Here is a 14,603-nt window from a genome sequence, read left to right as displayed (position 1 = left end):
CTTTTCAACTTCCTCCGTTTTTCCCGGCTCCAGAGTTTAGTCAGCGACCATGCGGTAACCCCCGTCCCATATGAGCGAGAAGCGGAACGATGCGCGGAACGTCAGGGCCGGGCGCCGCACCGTACGGGTCAGCCGGCCGGAAAAGGTGCTCTTCCCCGATGATGGGATCACAAAGTGGGATCTTGTCGAGTACTACCGCTCGGTCTCGCGGCGCATCATTCCGCAGTTGCGCGGCCGCCCATTGATGATGGAACGCCATCCGGACGGAATCGGCGGCAAGCCGCTCATGCAGAAGAACGCACCCGACCACTTTCCGGACTGGGTGCGGCGCGCCGTCCTTCCCAAGGAGGGCGGCAAGGTCACGCATGTGGTCTGCGATGACACCGCGACCCTGCTCTACCTCGCCGACCAGGCGTGCGTCACCCCGCACCGCTGGCTCTCCCGCGCCGACCGGCCCGACCACCCCGACCGGTTGATCCTCGACCTCGATCCGCCGTCGTCCGACGAGTCGAGGAAAACCAACGAACCCGGTGCATCCGGCACATCCGGTGTATCCGCTGAAAGCGGCTTCGAGGAGGTGCGCTGGGCGGCCCGCCGCTGCTGCGCGCTGCTCGGCGAGCTCGGGCTGCCGGGGCTGCTGATGACCACCGGCTCGCGCGGCGTGCACGTCGTCGTCCCGCTGGACGGCCACGCCGATTTCGACACCGTGCGGTCCTTCGCCCGCGACGCCGCCGATCTGCTGGCCGCCCGCCACCCCGACCGGCTCACCACCGAGCCGCGCAAGGCCAAGCGGCGCGGCCGGCTCTACCTCGACACCCAGCGCAACGCCTACGCCCAGACCGCCGTCACCCCGTACGCGGTGCGCGCCCGCCCCGGAGCCCCCGTCGCCACGCCCATCGACGCACGGGAGCTGGACGACCCGGCGTTGCGGTCCGACCGCTGGACCCTGCGGACCGTCGGCGAGCGCCTCGCCGACGACCCCTGGGCCCGTACGGACACCAGGGGCCGCTCCCTGCGCGCCCCCCGCGAGCGGCTACGACGGCTCGCGGAGGACGAGGGCCTGGGCTAGGACGAGGGCCAGGACCAGGACCAGGGCCAGGGCCAGGGCTCAGAGGCTCGGCGTGTGAACGCGGCTCAGGCCCCGATGGCACCGCCGTCGCGGCGCCAGACGCTGATCACGGACGGGCGGGTGAGCTTGCCCGGACCGTCGGGCCAGGTGGACGCGGGCTTCTCGACACTCGCGCCGTCGATCTCGCCCGGGTGCTGCACGGCCACCAGCACCCGCCGGTCCTGCACGATCGGCCCGCAGGTCTCGGCCCCGGTCGGCACGGTCAGGAACTGCTTGACCTCACCGCGGCGGCTGCCCGAGGTCGCCACGCCGAACAGCCCGTCGTGGTTGCCGAGCGCGTTGCCGTCGGTGGAGATCCACAGGTTGCCGTACGCGTCGAAGGTGATGTTGTCCGGGCAGGAGATCGGGCTGACCTGGTCCTTGGGGAAGCCGCCGAAGTAGGTGCTGGGGTCCTCGGGGTCGCCGCAGACCAGGAACAGCCGCCAGTTGAAGCGGGTGGAGCCCGGGTTGTTCCAGCGCTCGGTCAGCTCCAGGATCTGGCCGTGCTTGTTGGCGTTGCGCGGGTTGGCCTCGTCGGCCGGGGCCTTGCCCGCCTTGCCGCGGTCGGAGTTGTTGGTCAGGGCGATGTAGACCCGGCCGGTGCGCGGGCTCGGCTCGACGTCCTCGGGGCGGTCCATCTTCGTCGCACCGGCCTTGTCGGCGGCGATCCGCGTGAAGACGTACACCTCCTCGGCCGTCATCCCCGCCACGAACGAGCGATTGCCGCTGGCCAGCGGGATCCACTCACCGGCACCGTCGAACTCGCCGTCCTTCGGCAGCTTTCCGGAGCCGTCGATCTCGGCGGACGGGCTGTCGCCGGTGAACTTGGCTACGTACAGCGTGCCCTCGTCCAGGAGGGTGCGGTTGTGCTCGCGGGCGGTGCGGCTGTTGCCCTTCATCATCCGCTTGGCGGAGACGAACTTGTAGAAGTAGTCGAACTTCTCGTCGTCGCCCATGTAGAGGACCGGGCGGCCGTCGGTGGTCAGGCGGGGCTCGGCGGCCTCGTGCTTGAAGCGGCCCAGCGCGGTCAGCTTGCGCGGGGTGGACTCGGGGTCGAACGGGTCGATCTCGATCACCCAGCCGAAGCGGTTGGTCTCGTTCGGCTCCTTGGCCACGTCGAAACGGTCGTCGAACCGTTCCCACTTGCGCTCGGAGGCGGCGCCGGTGATGCCGTACCGCTTGAGGCGGGCCGCGGTCTCCGGATCGGTGACCGCGTCCGCGTTGGCGAAGTACTGGTTGAAGTTCTCCTCACCGGAGAGCACCGTGCCCCACGGCGTGATGCCACCGCCGCAGTTGTTCAGCGTGCCGAGGATGCGCTTGCCGGACGGGTCGGCGGAGGTGCGCAGCAGCTCGCTGCCCGCCGCCGGGCCGGTGACCTCGAACGGGGTGGTGGCGGTGATACGGCGGTTGAGGCGGTGGCGGGGTACGGCGGTGAGCCGGCCCAGCTCGCGCTCCTCGGCCGTCACGACCACCGACATGCCGTGCGCGGCCCAGCCGATCTCGGCCTGCTCGCGGGTGGGGTTCTCCGGGTCGTACCCGGCGAACATCAGCACCTCGTCGGTGTACTCGTGGTTGACCACGAGCATCTGGTGGTCGCGCTCGCCCGGGACGTCGAGCACCGCCATGTAGTCGTTGTTGTAACCGAACTGGCCCGCCTGGGCCTTGGCGCTCTGGTTGTCCGGGTCGAACGCGGGCGCACCGCGCAGGATCGGGTCACCCCAGCGGAGCACCACGTTCTGGTCGTGGCCCTCGGCGACGACCACGCTGTCCTCGGTGTTGGGGGCGACCGGCGCGAAGCGGAGGCCGCGGGCCGCCTTGTCCTTCGCGGCAGCGGCCGTGTGCTGCGCGGCGGCGGTGCCCGTCGCGGCGGACGCCTGCGGCGCCCGCTCCAGCGCCACGGCCCCGGTCGCGGCCGCCACGGTCATCACGGCACCGGCCCGCAGCAGGGAACGGCGCGACGCGGCACCGGCGATGACATCGCCCACATAGGCGTTGTCGCTGGTGTTCGGCGTCTCGTGGAAGCAGGCGTCACCGCAGCGGTACCGGCATGTCAGCGCGGAACGACCGCCCGGGTGCGAGCTGATGAGCGGCAGGAGGTTGCGCACGTCTTCCCCTCCGTAAGGGTGTCACGTATGGGCTTCGCAGGGCCCGCGTGAGCAGTCCGCCGACGCGGAACGCGCCGACATGAGGTCGGAATCCTTCGGCGGCGAAGCTATGGGCGTAGAACCGCGCGGCGGCGACGAACGCCTGAACCAAAGGTGAACGAAGCGCGAGCGGAATCGGCGGAAGAGCCCCGAGGACCGGCCCGCTAGCCTTTCGGCACCACGGCTATGCACCGCCATGCACCGCACTCGACACGTGAGAGGTATCTCCCATGGGCATACGGGACCTACTGCGCAAAGTATTCGGACGCTCCCGAGCCACGGGGGTGGACGAATCTTCTGCTGCGCCGGAGGCGGCGGTTGTCCCGGACCCCGAGTCGACGGAGCCGAAGCCGAAGCCCGAGCAGAAGGCCGAGCGGAAGGCCGAGCAGAAGGCTGAACGGAAGACGGAGCCCAAGCCCGAATCGGAGCCCGAGCCGGCGCCCGAGCGGACGTCCGAGCAGACGCCCGAGCCCGCGTCTGAACCCACCGCGGACACCGTCGCCCCGTCCCCGGACCCCTCCGACGACGAAACCGCGCACGATCCGGCCCTGTCCACCCCGCTGAAGTCCCTCGACGAGATCCTGCGATCCCCCGCGTCCGAGGACACCGAGGCAACGGCAACCGCCGACGGGAAGGAAACGGCCACCTCGGAGCCCACGACGCCCTCGGCCACCGAAGCGAGTGCCGCGCCAGAGGCAGACGCAGACCGGCCCGACCCCCAGGCCGAGGCCAAGACCACGCCCAAGCCGGGGGCGGAGGCAGCTGCAGAGCCTGAGGCCGACACCGACCCCGCGCCGGAGCCCGCCGAGGCAGAAACCTCCGAGTCCGAGCCCCAGGCCGAGGCCGACGCCGCCGAGGCAGAGGCGAAGACCAACCCGGCAGCCGAGACGAGCCCAGCCACCAAGGCCGACGACGAGCCCGCCGAGACCGTGACGGAGGCCGACACCGACAGCGCCCCCGCGCCGGAGACCGAAACCACCACCACATCCGCGACGGACACCGCCGAAGCCACCACCGAGGCGGCAACGGACACCACCGCGTCGCCCGACGCCGAAGCCGAGACAGCCCCGGCGGCCGAGGCGGACACCGACGCACAGCCCGAGGCCGAGGCCGAGACCGAGGAGACCCGCGAGCCGGAGCCCGCAGCCGACGGTGACGCCACCGCCGAGGCGGAGCCGGAGACCAGCCGGGCGGCCGAGACCGAGGACGACAGCGCACCGGAGCCTGCCCAGACGACGACGGACGCGGAGGCAGAGGCCGCGCCCGAGACCGAAGCCACGACGACCCCGGTCGCTGAGGCGGACACCGACGGACAGCCCGAGGCCGCCGACGAGGCCGAGCCCCAGAACGACGTCAAGGCCGACCCCGCGCCCGAGACCGAGCCGGTCGCAGCCACCGCACCCCAGACCGAAGCACCCACCACCGCCACCGCTCCCGAGGCAGCAGCCGACACCACCTCCGAGGCCGAGACCGAGGAGGCCCGCGAGCCGGAGCCCGCGGCCGACGGTGACGCCACCGCCGAGGCGGAGCCGGAGACCAGCCCGGCGGCCGAGACCGAGGACGACAGCGCACCGGAGCCTGCCCAGACGACGGCGGACGCAGAGGCAGAGGCCGAGCCCGCCACCGAAGCCACCACCGCACCCGAGACCGAAGCCACGACGGCCCAGGTCGCCGAGACGGGCACCGACGGACAGCCCGAGGCCGCCAACGCCGAGACCCAGAACGACGCCGAAGCCGACCCCGCGCCCGAGGCCGAGGAAGACCCCACGCCCGAGGCCGAGCCGGCCGCACCCGCCACCGCGCCCACCCCCACCGCGCCCGCCGCCATCGCGCTCGATGACCTCGAGGCGCGGGCTCCCGCCCTCGTGGGGGCGTACACCGCCGCGGGGGAGGCCATCCGGGCCCATGGGCTGGCCGGGCAGCGGGCCGTGGTGTATCTCGTGCTGGACCGGTCGGGGTCGATGCGGGGGTACTTCAAGGACGGCACCGTTCAGCACCTCGCCGACCAGGCGCTCGCCCTGTCCGCGCACTTCGACAGCACCGGCACCGTGCCCGTCGTGTTCTTCTCCACCGACATCGACGGCACCGCCGACCTGGAGCCGGCCCACCACGCCGGCCGCATCGCCGAGCTGCACGGTGCGCTCGGGCACATGGGGCGGACGAACTACCACGCCGCCGTCAACGCCGTCATCGAGCACTACAAGGCGTCCGGCACCACCGACCCCGCGTTCGTGATCTTCCAGACGGACGGCGCGCCCACCGCCAAGACCGCTGCCGAGAAGGCGCTGTGCGAGGCGGCGGGGCTGCCGCTGTTCTGGCAGTTCGTGGCGTTCGGGGACCCGGAGGCGAAGGGCTTCGACTTCCTCCGCAAGCTCGACACCTCGCCCGCCCTCGCCGTCCCGGAGAAGCGGGCGGTCGACAACACCGGCTTCTTCCACGCCGGGCTCGACCCGCGTACGGTCGCCGACGCCGAGCTGTACGGGGAGCTTCTGAAGAAGTTCCCGGGGTGGCTGGCCGCCCGCGCACAGGGCTGACCGGCGACCCGCAGCACACCAGGGGCCATCCGCCGCGGAAAACGCCGCGCGGGTGGCCCCTGTCACTCGGATACGATATGGGCGGCTCAGTAGAGCGAAACGTCACTTACCGTACCGACTCGGGAGCAGCCTGCAATGGCTCGACACCTCATCACCAGCGCCCTTCCCTACATCAACGGGATCAAGCACCTGGGCAACATGGTGGGGTCCATGCTCCCGGCCGACGTCTACTCCCGCTATATGCGCCAGCGCGGCCATGACGTCCTCTACATCTGTGCCACCGACGAGCACGGCACCCCCGCCGAGCTGGCCGCGAAGGAGGCCGGGCTGCCGGTCGACGAGTTCTGCGCCCAGCAGCACGACGCGCAGAAGGCGATCTACGACGGCTTCGGCCTCGCCTTCGACTACTTCGGCCGCAGCTCCTCCGCGCAGAACGTGCAGATCACCCAGACGATCGCGCGTGAGCTCAAGGCGAACGGCTTCATCGAGGAGCGCTCGATCCGCCAGGTGTACTCCAACGCGGACGGCCGCTTCCTCCCCGACCGCTATATCGAGGGCACCTGCCCGCACTGCGGCTACGACAAGGCCCGCGGCGACCAGTGCGAGAACTGCACCCGGGTGCTGGACCCGACCGACCTGATCGACGCCCGCTCCGCGATCAGCGGCAGCAGCGATCTGGAGGTCCGGGAGACCAAGCACCTCTTCCTCCTCCAGTCCAAGCTCGCGGAGGAGGTCGCCGCCTGGGTCGACGAGCGCGGCAAGGACTGGCCGACGCTGGCCTCCTCGATCGCCCGCAAGTGGCTGAACGAGGGGCTTCAGGACCGGGCGATCACCCGTGACCTGGACTGGGGCGTGCCGGTGCCGGCCGACACCTGGCCGGACCTGGCGGCCGAAGGCAAGGTCTTCTACGTCTGGTTCGACGCCCCGATCGAGTACATGGGCGCGACGAAGGAGTGGGCGGACCGGGACCCGGAGCACCGCGACTGGAAGTCGTGGTGGTACGACGTGGACGAGTCCGTCCGCTACACCGAGTTCATGGCCAAGGACAACGTCCCGTTCCACACCGTGATGTTCCCGGCCACCCTCCTCGGCACCCGGGACGTCTGGAAGAAGGTCGACTACGTCAAGGCGTTCAACTGGCTGACGTACTACGGCGGGAAGTTCTCCACCTCCCAGAAGCGCGGGGTGTTCACCGACGCCGCGCTCGAGGTGCTGCCCGCCGACTACTGGCGCTACTTCCTGATGGCGAACGCCCCGGAGTCCGACGACACCTCCTTCACCTGGGAGCACTTCACCGCCACCGTCAACAAGGACCTGGCGGACACCCTCGGCAACTTCGTCAACCGCGTGCTGTCCTTCTCCCGCAAGCGGTTCGGCGACGCGGTCCCGGCCGGGAAGGCCGCCGGGGAGGCGGAGGAGCGGCTGGGCGAGGAGATCGCGCGGCTGCTGGCGGAGTACGAGGAGCACATGGACGCGCTCCAGTTCCGCAAGGCCGCGGCGGCGCTGCGCGCCCTGTGGAGCGCGGGCAACTCCTACCTGGAGGAGAAGGCCCCCTGGCTGGAGATCAAGACCGACCAGGAGGCCGCGGCCCTCACCCTCCGTACGGCGATGAACCTCATCCACCTCTACGCGATCGTCTCCGAGCCGTTCATCCCGTCCTCGGCGCGGGCCATGCGGACGGCGTTCGCGCTGGGCGAGGACACCGCGACCTGGGTCGGCCAGGAGGAGGCGAAGGCGCTGGCGTCGGTCCCGTCGGGCACGGCCTTCACCGTTCCCCCGGTGCTCTTCGCCAAGATCACCGAGGAGGACCTGGAGTCCTTCCGGGAGCGCTTCGGCGGCGCGGAGCAGAACGGCGCCGCGTAGCCGGCGGACGCGGCCGGGTCCCGAGCGGTCATTGATCGCCCGGCAACCGTTCGTTTAGCCCCCTCGGTGACCCTGTGGAGTCCCTGTCCACCGGAATCGAGGAACGCAGTGCCGGACCCACGTGTCACGGTGACGGTTCACGGCCCCGACCCGCTCAGCCGGGCCGGGGTCGTACGTCATCTACAGCATCAGCCCAGCGTCGAGCTGGTCGACCGGCCGCGCCCGCTCAGCGACGAACCCCACGGCGCCGAACCCCATGGCACCGAACCCCACGGCGCCGTCGCCGTCATGCTCGCCGAGCGCCTCGACGACCGCGCCGGGGCGGAGCTGCGCCGTCTGGTGCGGGGCGGCCGGCAGCGGGTGGTGCTGATCGCGGGCGAGCTCCGTGAGACGGAGCTGATGGCGGTGATGGAGTACGGCGTCCGGGCCGTCCTATGGCAGCACCGGACCACCCCGAAGCGGCTGCTGCGCGCCGTGCACCGGGCCGCCCGCGCGGACCGCGGCGCACCGTGCGGGGTGGACCGGAAGCTGTGACCGCAGGGGCCTCAGAGAACCACGGGACCTCAGAGAGTCACGGGGGCCTCAGAGGTCCGTGCCGTCGTGGGTCGCGTCGGGGTCGACCCCCAGGGTGAGGCTTCCGAGGACGCCCTTCTCGATCTTCCCCTTGCGGTACTTCAGGTTCAGCAGACCGCCCTGCGCACCGTTGCCGGGGTAGATCCCGTCCTCGTCGAGGGTGGTGCGCTCGGTGGTGCTGGTGTTGTAGGGAGCCACCTCGGCCGAGGCCAGCACCGCCTCCTCGGCGAAGAAGAGCTGACCGGTGTGGCAGGTGTGGCCGCCCTCGTAACCGGCGTCGGTCATCGTGCCGCCGACGTGCACCTTGGTGTGGATGTGCACACAGCGGCCCCGGTACCAGCCGGGGAAGATCGTGGTGAACTCCACGACGCCGTGCCGGTCGGTCAGCTGGGTGCCGCGCAGATACCGCTCGTCGTCGGTCGGCTCCTGGTGGCCGCCACCGGGCGGGGCACCGGTGGGAGCGCCCGTCGGGGTGTCGGTGGGCGGCGTCCCGGTCGGGGTACCGGTGGGCGGCGTCCCGGTGGGCGGGGTGCCGCCGCCCGCGCTCGAGTCCTCATAGCCCGAGTAGATCCCCAGTGCGTCGCAGTGCCAGATGTCGACGGCCACCTTCGCCAGGGGCTTGCAGCTCTCGGAGTCGATCACTTTGAGGCGGAGGGTCAGCGGAATGCCCTCCTTGTCCTCGGTGATGTCCTTCCTGATCTTGTCGGCGTCGATGTAGTACGGCCCCTCGGTGGTCTCCGAGGTGAGCCGGTAACAGACCTCCCCGGACGAGGAGGAGGCGGAGGCCGAGGGGGTGGCGGAGGTCTCGCCCGCCGAGGCGGTGGTGGCGACGGCCGTTCCCAGGCCCACCGCCGCGACCGCCGCGCCGCCCGCCATCACGGCCCGCCGTCTCGTCATGTCCCGCTGGGGCTGGGGGTCGAGGTCGTTGCTCTGCTGTTCGGTCATGGCGGAGGACGGTAGGGAGACAACCTGGCAGCCACATGGGTGCGGGCTGTGAAGAGCCTGGTGATGAGCGCCTTTCGGCCAATCCCGCCGTACGGCAGCAGGGCGGGGGCGCGCCGTCCGGCACGCCCCCGCCCTGTGGGTCTCGTCAGGCCCGTTACTCGGCGGGCTGCTCCGCCGCACCCTCCGCCTTCTCGGCCTGCTCGGCCTTCTTGACCTGCGGCGGCTTGCGCAGCGACAGGTGCAGCTCCCGCAGCCGGGCCTCGTCCACCTCACTCGGCGCGCCCATCAGCAGGTCCTGGGCGTTGCCGTTGAGCGGGAAGGCGATGGTCTCGCGGATGTTGGGCTCATCGGCGAGCAGCATCACGATGCGGTCGACACCGGGGGCGATACCGCCGTGCGGCGGGGCGCCGAAGTGGAACGCGCGCAGCATGCCGCCGAACTCGCGCTCCACCTCCTCCCGGGCGTAGCCCGCGATCTCGAACGCCTTGTACATGACGTCCGGCTCGTGGTTCCGGATGGCGCCGGAGGACAGCTCCACGCCGTTGCAGACGATGTCGTACTGCCAGGCGAGGATGTCCAGCGGGTCCTTCGTCTCCAGGGCCTCCAGGCCGCCCTGCGGCATGGAGAAGGGGTTGTGGGAGAACTCGATCTGCCCGGTGTCCTCGTTCCGCTCGAACATCGGGAAGTCCACGATCCAGCAGAAGCGGAAGACGTTCTCCTCGAAGTGGCCGGCCCGCTTGGCGGCCTCGACGCGCACCGCGCCCATGATCTTGGAGACCTCGTCGAACTCCCCCGCGCCGAAGAAGACCGACGTGCCGGGCTTGCCCTCGACCTCGGCGATCAGCTTCTCGACGTCCTCGTCGGTGAGGAACTTCGCGATCGGCCCGGTCAGCTTGGCGTCCTCGCCGATCCGGACCCAGGCGAGCCCCTTCGCGCCCTGCTCCACGGCGAACTCGCCGAGCTGGTCGAAGAACTTCCGGGGCTGGTCGGCGGTGTCCGGCACGGCCAGCGCGCGGACGTGCTTGTCCGCGAACGCCTTGAAACCGGAGCCCGCGAAGACATGGCTGACGTCCTTGAGCTCCAGCTTGGCCCGCAGGTCCGGCTTGTCGGAGCCGTACTTCAGCATGGCCTCGCGGAACGGGATGCGCGGGAACGGCGAGGTCACGTGGCGGCCGCCGCCGAACTCCTCGAAGAGCTCGGTCATGACCTTCTCGATGACGCCGAAGACGTCCTCCTGCTCCACGAAGCTCATCTCGACGTCGAGCTGGTAGAACTCGCCCGGCGAGCGGTCGGCGCGGGCGTCCTCGTCGCGGAAGCAGGGGGCGATCTGGAAGTAGCGGTCGAAGCCCGCGATCATCAGCAGCTGCTTGAACTGCTGCGGGGCCTGCGGCAGCGCGTAGAACTTGCCCGCGTGCAGCCGGGAGGGGACCAGGAAGTCCCGGGCGCCCTCGGGCGAGGTGGCGGACAGGATCGGGGTCGCCAGCTCGTTGAACCCCTGCGCGGTCATCTTCTGCCGGATCGCGGAGATCACCGCGGAGCGCAGCATGATGTTGCGGTGCATACGCTCGCGGCGCAGGTCCAGGAAGCGGTACTCCAGACGCCGCTCCTCGCCGACCCCGTCCTCGGGGAAGACCGTGAAGGGCAGCGGGTCGGCGGCGCCGAGCACCTCGACATCGGTGACCTCGACCTCGATCTCGCCGGTCGGCAGCTCGGGGTTGACGTTCTCCGCGCCGCGCGCGATGACCCGGCCGTCGACGCGGACGACGGTCTCCTTGCTGATCGAGCTCAGGGCCTCGTTGGCGGGGGTGTCGGGGCGGACCACCAGCTGGACCAGGCCATAGTGGTCGCGGAGATCGATGAAGAGGATGCCGCCCAGGTTCCGTCGATTGTGGAGCCAGCCGGAGAGCCGGACGTCGGTGCCGACGTCAGCGGCGCGGAGCTGACCACAGGTGTGGGACCGGTACCGATGCATCATTCATCCAAGTCGTGTCGATCGGGAGGCGTACGTACCCTCGGGAAGCTTCCGGCCAAGCCTACCGGCGCCGCGCCCCTCGCTGGTAAGCGGTTGGCAAATCCCCATAAGGTAGTGCAATGCGCACCGAGGACCTGCTGGCCGCCATAGCGACCGGCCTATGGCGCTGGGACAGTGTCTCGGGCGCCGTCAGCTACGACGCGGAGGCCGCCCGGCTGGTGGGCCTTCCCGCCGAGGCCGTCACCCTCCCCGTGGCCGCCGCCCGCGCCTGCTTCCACCCGGTGGACTGGCTGGAGATCAAGGGGATGGTCCAGCTCGCGGTGGCCGAGGGCACCCTCGCCGAGGCCCGGCTGCGGGTCGTGGACGAGAAGGGCACCGTACTGCGGACCGTGCGCACCCGCTCCCGGCCGATCGCGCGGGGTGACAGCGAGGACGGCCACTATCTGCTCGGCATCCTCCAGGAGGTCCCCGAGCCGCTGCCGGGCACCTCGGCCGCCGGCCCGCCGATCACCGGCGACTGGCGGCGCAACCGGGAGGCGTTCCTGCTGGACGCGGGGCGGGCGCTGGCGGAGGCGATGTCCACCGCCGAGGTGCTGCGGGTCGCGGCGGGGCTGTCCATGCCGGGCTTCTCGCCGGAGGGGCTCGCGGTCTTCGGCCTCCGGGGCGAGCGGATCTCGGTGATCGGCCACCACGGGCCGCGGGCGGGCACCGATCACCCGTTTCACGACATGGCGCTGGACACCGACTATCCGGCGGCCGAGGTGATCCGCACCGGCCGGGCGGTCTATCTGCCCACGCCGGACGACTACCGCGGCCGGTTTCCGACCGCCTGGTCGCTGGGCCGGCCCCGTAAGCGCCGGTCCTGGGCCTTTCTGCCGCTGATCGTCGCGGGCCGCACCATCGGCGCGTGGATGGCCGGATTCGCCCATCCGGTGTCGTTCTCGCCCGATGAGCGTTCGGTGCTGACCACGATCGCGCGGATGCTGGCCCAGGCGCTGTCCCGCGCCGCGCTCCAGGAGACCGAGCGGGAGCTGTCGGACGGGCTCCAGCGCTCGATGCTGCCCGCCGGCAAGCCCGATATCCCGGGGCTGACGGTGGCCGCGCGCTATGTGCCGACCGGCGGCGGGCTCCAGGTCGGCGGCGACTGGTACGACGTGATCGGGCTGCCCTCGGGGCGTACCGCGCTGGTGATCGGCGATGTCCAGGGCCACGATGTGCGCGCCGCGGGGATCATGGGGCAGCTGCGGATCGCGGTCCGGGCGTACGCCTCCGAGGGGCACCACCCCGACGCGGTGCTCTCCCGCGCCTCCCGCTTCCTGGCCGGACTGGCCGAGCCCGACGGCCCGGACGGCCGGTACGACCCGAGGTTCGCCACCTGCCTCTACATGGAGGTGGACCCGGTCGCGGGCACCCTGGACATCGCCCGCGCGGGCCATCCCGACCCGGCGGTCCGGCTCGCCGACGGCACCATGATGATCAGGCCCACGGCGGGCGGGCTGCCGCTGGGCATCGTCCCGGACACCGACTATCCGACCACCCGGGTGGTGCTGGAGCCCGGTGAGACGCTGCTGATGTGCACCGACGGGCTGATCGAGACCGGCGGGCACGATCTGGAGACCGGCTGGGCCCGGATCCGCGAGGTCTTCGAGCGGGCCACCCCGTACGACCGCGCCGGCGGCTCCGACGGCTCCGACGACCTGGAGGCGCTTGCCGAGTCCCTGGTGCAGGCGGTGCACGGGCCGCCCTCCCACCACTCCACCGGCCCGCTGGCGGACCGGCGCGAGGACGACATAGCGCTGCTGCTGATCCGCCGGGACGCGGAGGTGTGCCTGGTCGGGCCCGGTACGGCGCCGGTGCGGCGGACGGCGGTCACGGTCGCGCAGGCCGAGCCGGAGCGCATAGCGGGCGTCCGCCGGCAGCTGCGCGAGATGCTGCACGACTGGGCCGATCCGGACCAGGTGGAGTCGGCGGTGCTGATGCTCTCCGAGATGGTCACCAACGTCCTGGTGCACACCGACGGGGACGCCCTGCTGGTGGCCGAGGTCAGCGGGGTGCGCGGGGCCCGGCGGCTGCGGCTGGACGTCGCCGACAGCAGCGATGAGCTGCCGCACCGCCGGCGGCCGGGCGAGCTGGCCTCGTCGGGGCGCGGACTGCTGCTGATGGAGATGCTCGCCGACAACTGGGGGGTCGATCCGCGCGGCGAGGGCAAGTGCATCTGGTACGAGCTGTACGAGGCGTCGCCGGACGGCGCGGCCTCGCCCCCGCCTCCGCCCGATGGGCGCTGATCAGGCGGCCGGCCCGGTCAGCGGAAGAGCCGGGAACCAAGCGGGTGGTCCTCGTCGAAACCCGGAAGGATCAGGAAGGTCGCGCTGGCGGTCGTGGTCGTGTACGGCAGCAGGGCGTCCGAAGCGTCCATACGGGTGAGGGTGCTGGTGAAGGTGCGCAGGTCGTTCTGGAAGCTCATGAAGAGCAGGCCGGGGGCGGGTCCGTCGAAGCTGTAGGAGCGACGGAGCATGAGGCCGACCCCGACCGCGGTGGCGTGCGCTCTGCGGGCGTGGGCGTCCGCCGGGACGAGATAGCGTCCGTCCGGCGTTTTGGCGCCGAGGTCCGGGCCCGAGGCGATGGTGCCGCCGGAGAGGGGCACGCCGCTGGCTCGGCGCCGGCCGAAGACCGCTTCCTGTTCGGCGACGGACAGCTTGGCGAACCGCGGCAGGTCCAGTTCCATGCGTCGTACGACGGCGAGGGTGCCGTCTGCGACCGGAGCCGGCCCGGCCAGCCACAGGTGGCGTCGTTGTTCGGCCTTCGTGTGGGGGCCCACGATGCCGTCGACGAAACCGAACAGGTTTCGTGGCGCGGCGAGGCCCTGATCCACTCGGACGTTGGAGCCGCGGCCTGCGGACTGCCGCCAGCGTTCGCGTATCCGGTCACCGGCCTGCTCCAGCAGCGCGGCGGCCACCATCGGTAACACCAGGGCGTCGCCGGCGCAGATCTGTATCAGCAGGTCGCCGCCGCGTGCCGATGGGTCGATCCGCTCACGGGAGAACCGTGGCAGGTCCTTCGCGCCGGGCAGGGCGGGATCGACCGTGCGCACCAGTCGGGGGCCCACCCCGATCGTCACGGTCAGATCGCCCGGCTCCAGGCCCATCAGCCGTGCGTCGGTCCCCGTGGTGAGGGTGCGGATGGCCTCGCCGAGTTCGGCCAGCAGCGGACGGACGGACCCGGCGTCAGCGAGGTCGGCCACCACGGCCAGCAGGTTCCGCTGGGCCGGCTGGGGAAGCGTGATGCCCGCCTGGTACCGGCCCGTTGGGGAGACCGGCGGGGTCGGCGCGGGGGCATCGGACCGGTCCGGACGGGCGGAATCCGACTGGCACCCGGCGGAGAGGCCGACGGCGGTCACGGTACCGGTGGCACCGAGGAAGGCGCGGCGTGACGGACGGGAATCGGATTGGCGCACAGTGTGAACT

At 71.4% G+C, this 14,603-nt stretch carries 9 protein-coding genes; 5 read left to right on the top strand and 4 right to left on the bottom strand.

Annotated features, from left to right (window positions below):
* Positions 1 to 70: 70 nt before the first annotated feature.
* The gene (locus PS467_RS21720) at positions 71 to 1,069 is read left to right on the top strand and encodes a DNA polymerase domain-containing protein (protein WP_311036662.1); all 999 of its coding nucleotides are present in this window, start codon (positions 71 to 73) and stop codon (positions 1,067 to 1,069) included.
* A 65-nt stretch (positions 1,070 to 1,134) separates the two neighbouring features.
* Here PS467_RS21720 and PS467_RS21715 read toward each other — a convergent pair whose 3' ends face one another.
* Entirely contained in the window at positions 1,135 to 3,213 is a 2,079-nt protein-coding gene (locus PS467_RS21715) for a PhoX family protein (RefSeq protein WP_311036661.1), read from the bottom strand.
* 269 nt (positions 3,214 to 3,482) lie between these two features.
* Between PS467_RS21715 and PS467_RS21710 the strand changes: the two genes are divergently transcribed.
* The 3 genes from PS467_RS21710 (at position 3,483) to PS467_RS21700 (ending at position 8,183) form a co-directional block, all read left to right on the top strand.
* Positions 3,483 to 5,786 carry a VWA domain-containing protein gene (locus PS467_RS21710; protein ID WP_311036660.1) on the top strand — a complete coding sequence of 768 codons (2,304 nt, stop codon included), beginning with the start codon at positions 3,483 to 3,485 and terminating at the stop codon, positions 5,784 to 5,786.
* A gap of 135 nt (positions 5,787 to 5,921) precedes the next feature.
* Positions 5,922 to 7,649, top strand: a complete 1,728-nt coding sequence (gene metG / locus PS467_RS21705; RefSeq protein WP_311036659.1) for a methionine--tRNA ligase — start codon at positions 5,922 to 5,924, stop codon at positions 7,647 to 7,649.
* A gap of 108 nt (positions 7,650 to 7,757) precedes the next feature.
* Complete coding sequence (locus PS467_RS21700) at positions 7,758 to 8,183, top strand: DNA-binding response regulator (RefSeq protein ID WP_311036658.1); 426 nt, start codon at positions 7,758 to 7,760, stop codon at positions 8,181 to 8,183.
* A gap of 48 nt (positions 8,184 to 8,231) precedes the next feature.
* Here PS467_RS21700 and PS467_RS21695 read toward each other — a convergent pair whose 3' ends face one another.
* Together PS467_RS21695 and aspS are read right to left on the bottom strand one after the other, a co-directional pair.
* The gene (locus PS467_RS21695; protein ID WP_311036657.1) at positions 8,232 to 9,167 is read right to left on the bottom strand and encodes an intradiol ring-cleavage dioxygenase; all 936 of its coding nucleotides are present in this window, start codon (positions 9,165 to 9,167) and stop codon (positions 8,232 to 8,234) included.
* Between the two features lie 154 nt (positions 9,168 to 9,321).
* Complete coding sequence (gene aspS / locus PS467_RS21690) at positions 9,322 to 11,139, bottom strand: aspartate--tRNA ligase (protein ID WP_311036656.1); 1,818 nt, start codon at positions 11,137 to 11,139, stop codon at positions 9,322 to 9,324.
* A gap of 119 nt (positions 11,140 to 11,258) precedes the next feature.
* Between aspS and PS467_RS21685 the strand changes: the two genes are divergently transcribed.
* A complete protein-coding gene (locus tag PS467_RS21685) occupies positions 11,259 to 13,424 on the top strand; it encodes an ATP-binding SpoIIE family protein phosphatase (RefSeq protein WP_311036655.1) in 2,166 nt (721 codons plus the stop codon).
* A 17-nt stretch (positions 13,425 to 13,441) separates the two neighbouring features.
* Here PS467_RS21685 and PS467_RS21680 read toward each other — a convergent pair whose 3' ends face one another.
* Positions 13,442 to 14,593, bottom strand: a complete 1,152-nt coding sequence (locus PS467_RS21680; protein WP_311036654.1) for a Dyp-type peroxidase — start codon at positions 14,591 to 14,593, stop codon at positions 13,442 to 13,444.
* Positions 14,594 to 14,603: the final 10 nt, after the last annotated feature.

The sequence above is a fragment of the Streptomyces luomodiensis genome (genome assembly GCF_031679605.1).
Classification (GTDB): domain Bacteria; phylum Actinomycetota; class Actinomycetes; order Streptomycetales; family Streptomycetaceae; genus Streptomyces; species Streptomyces luomodiensis.
The sequence above is the reverse complement of the archived record's forward strand: the minus strand, read 5'-3'. Positions and strand labels throughout refer to the sequence as shown.

Excerpts from the sequence above, each read along its gene's own strand:
- PS467_RS21720 (WP_311036662.1), top strand. The coding sequence starts at position 71 with ATGAGCGAGAAGCGGAACGATGCGCGGAACGTCAGGGCCGGGCGCCGC.
- PS467_RS21710 (WP_311036660.1), top strand. The coding sequence starts at position 3,483 with ATGGGCATACGGGACCTACTGCGCAAAGTATTCGGACGCTCCCGAGCC.
- metG (WP_311036659.1), top strand. The coding sequence starts at position 5,922 with ATGGCTCGACACCTCATCACCAGCGCCCTTCCCTACATCAACGGGATC.
- PS467_RS21695 (WP_311036657.1), bottom strand. The coding sequence starts at position 9,167 with ATGACCGAACAGCAGAGCAACGACCTCGACCCCCAGCCCCAGCGGGAC.
- aspS (WP_311036656.1), bottom strand. The coding sequence starts at position 11,139 with ATGCATCGGTACCGGTCCCACACCTGTGGTCAGCTCCGCGCCGCTGAC.
- PS467_RS21685 (WP_311036655.1), top strand. The coding sequence starts at position 11,259 with ATGCGCACCGAGGACCTGCTGGCCGCCATAGCGACCGGCCTATGGCGC.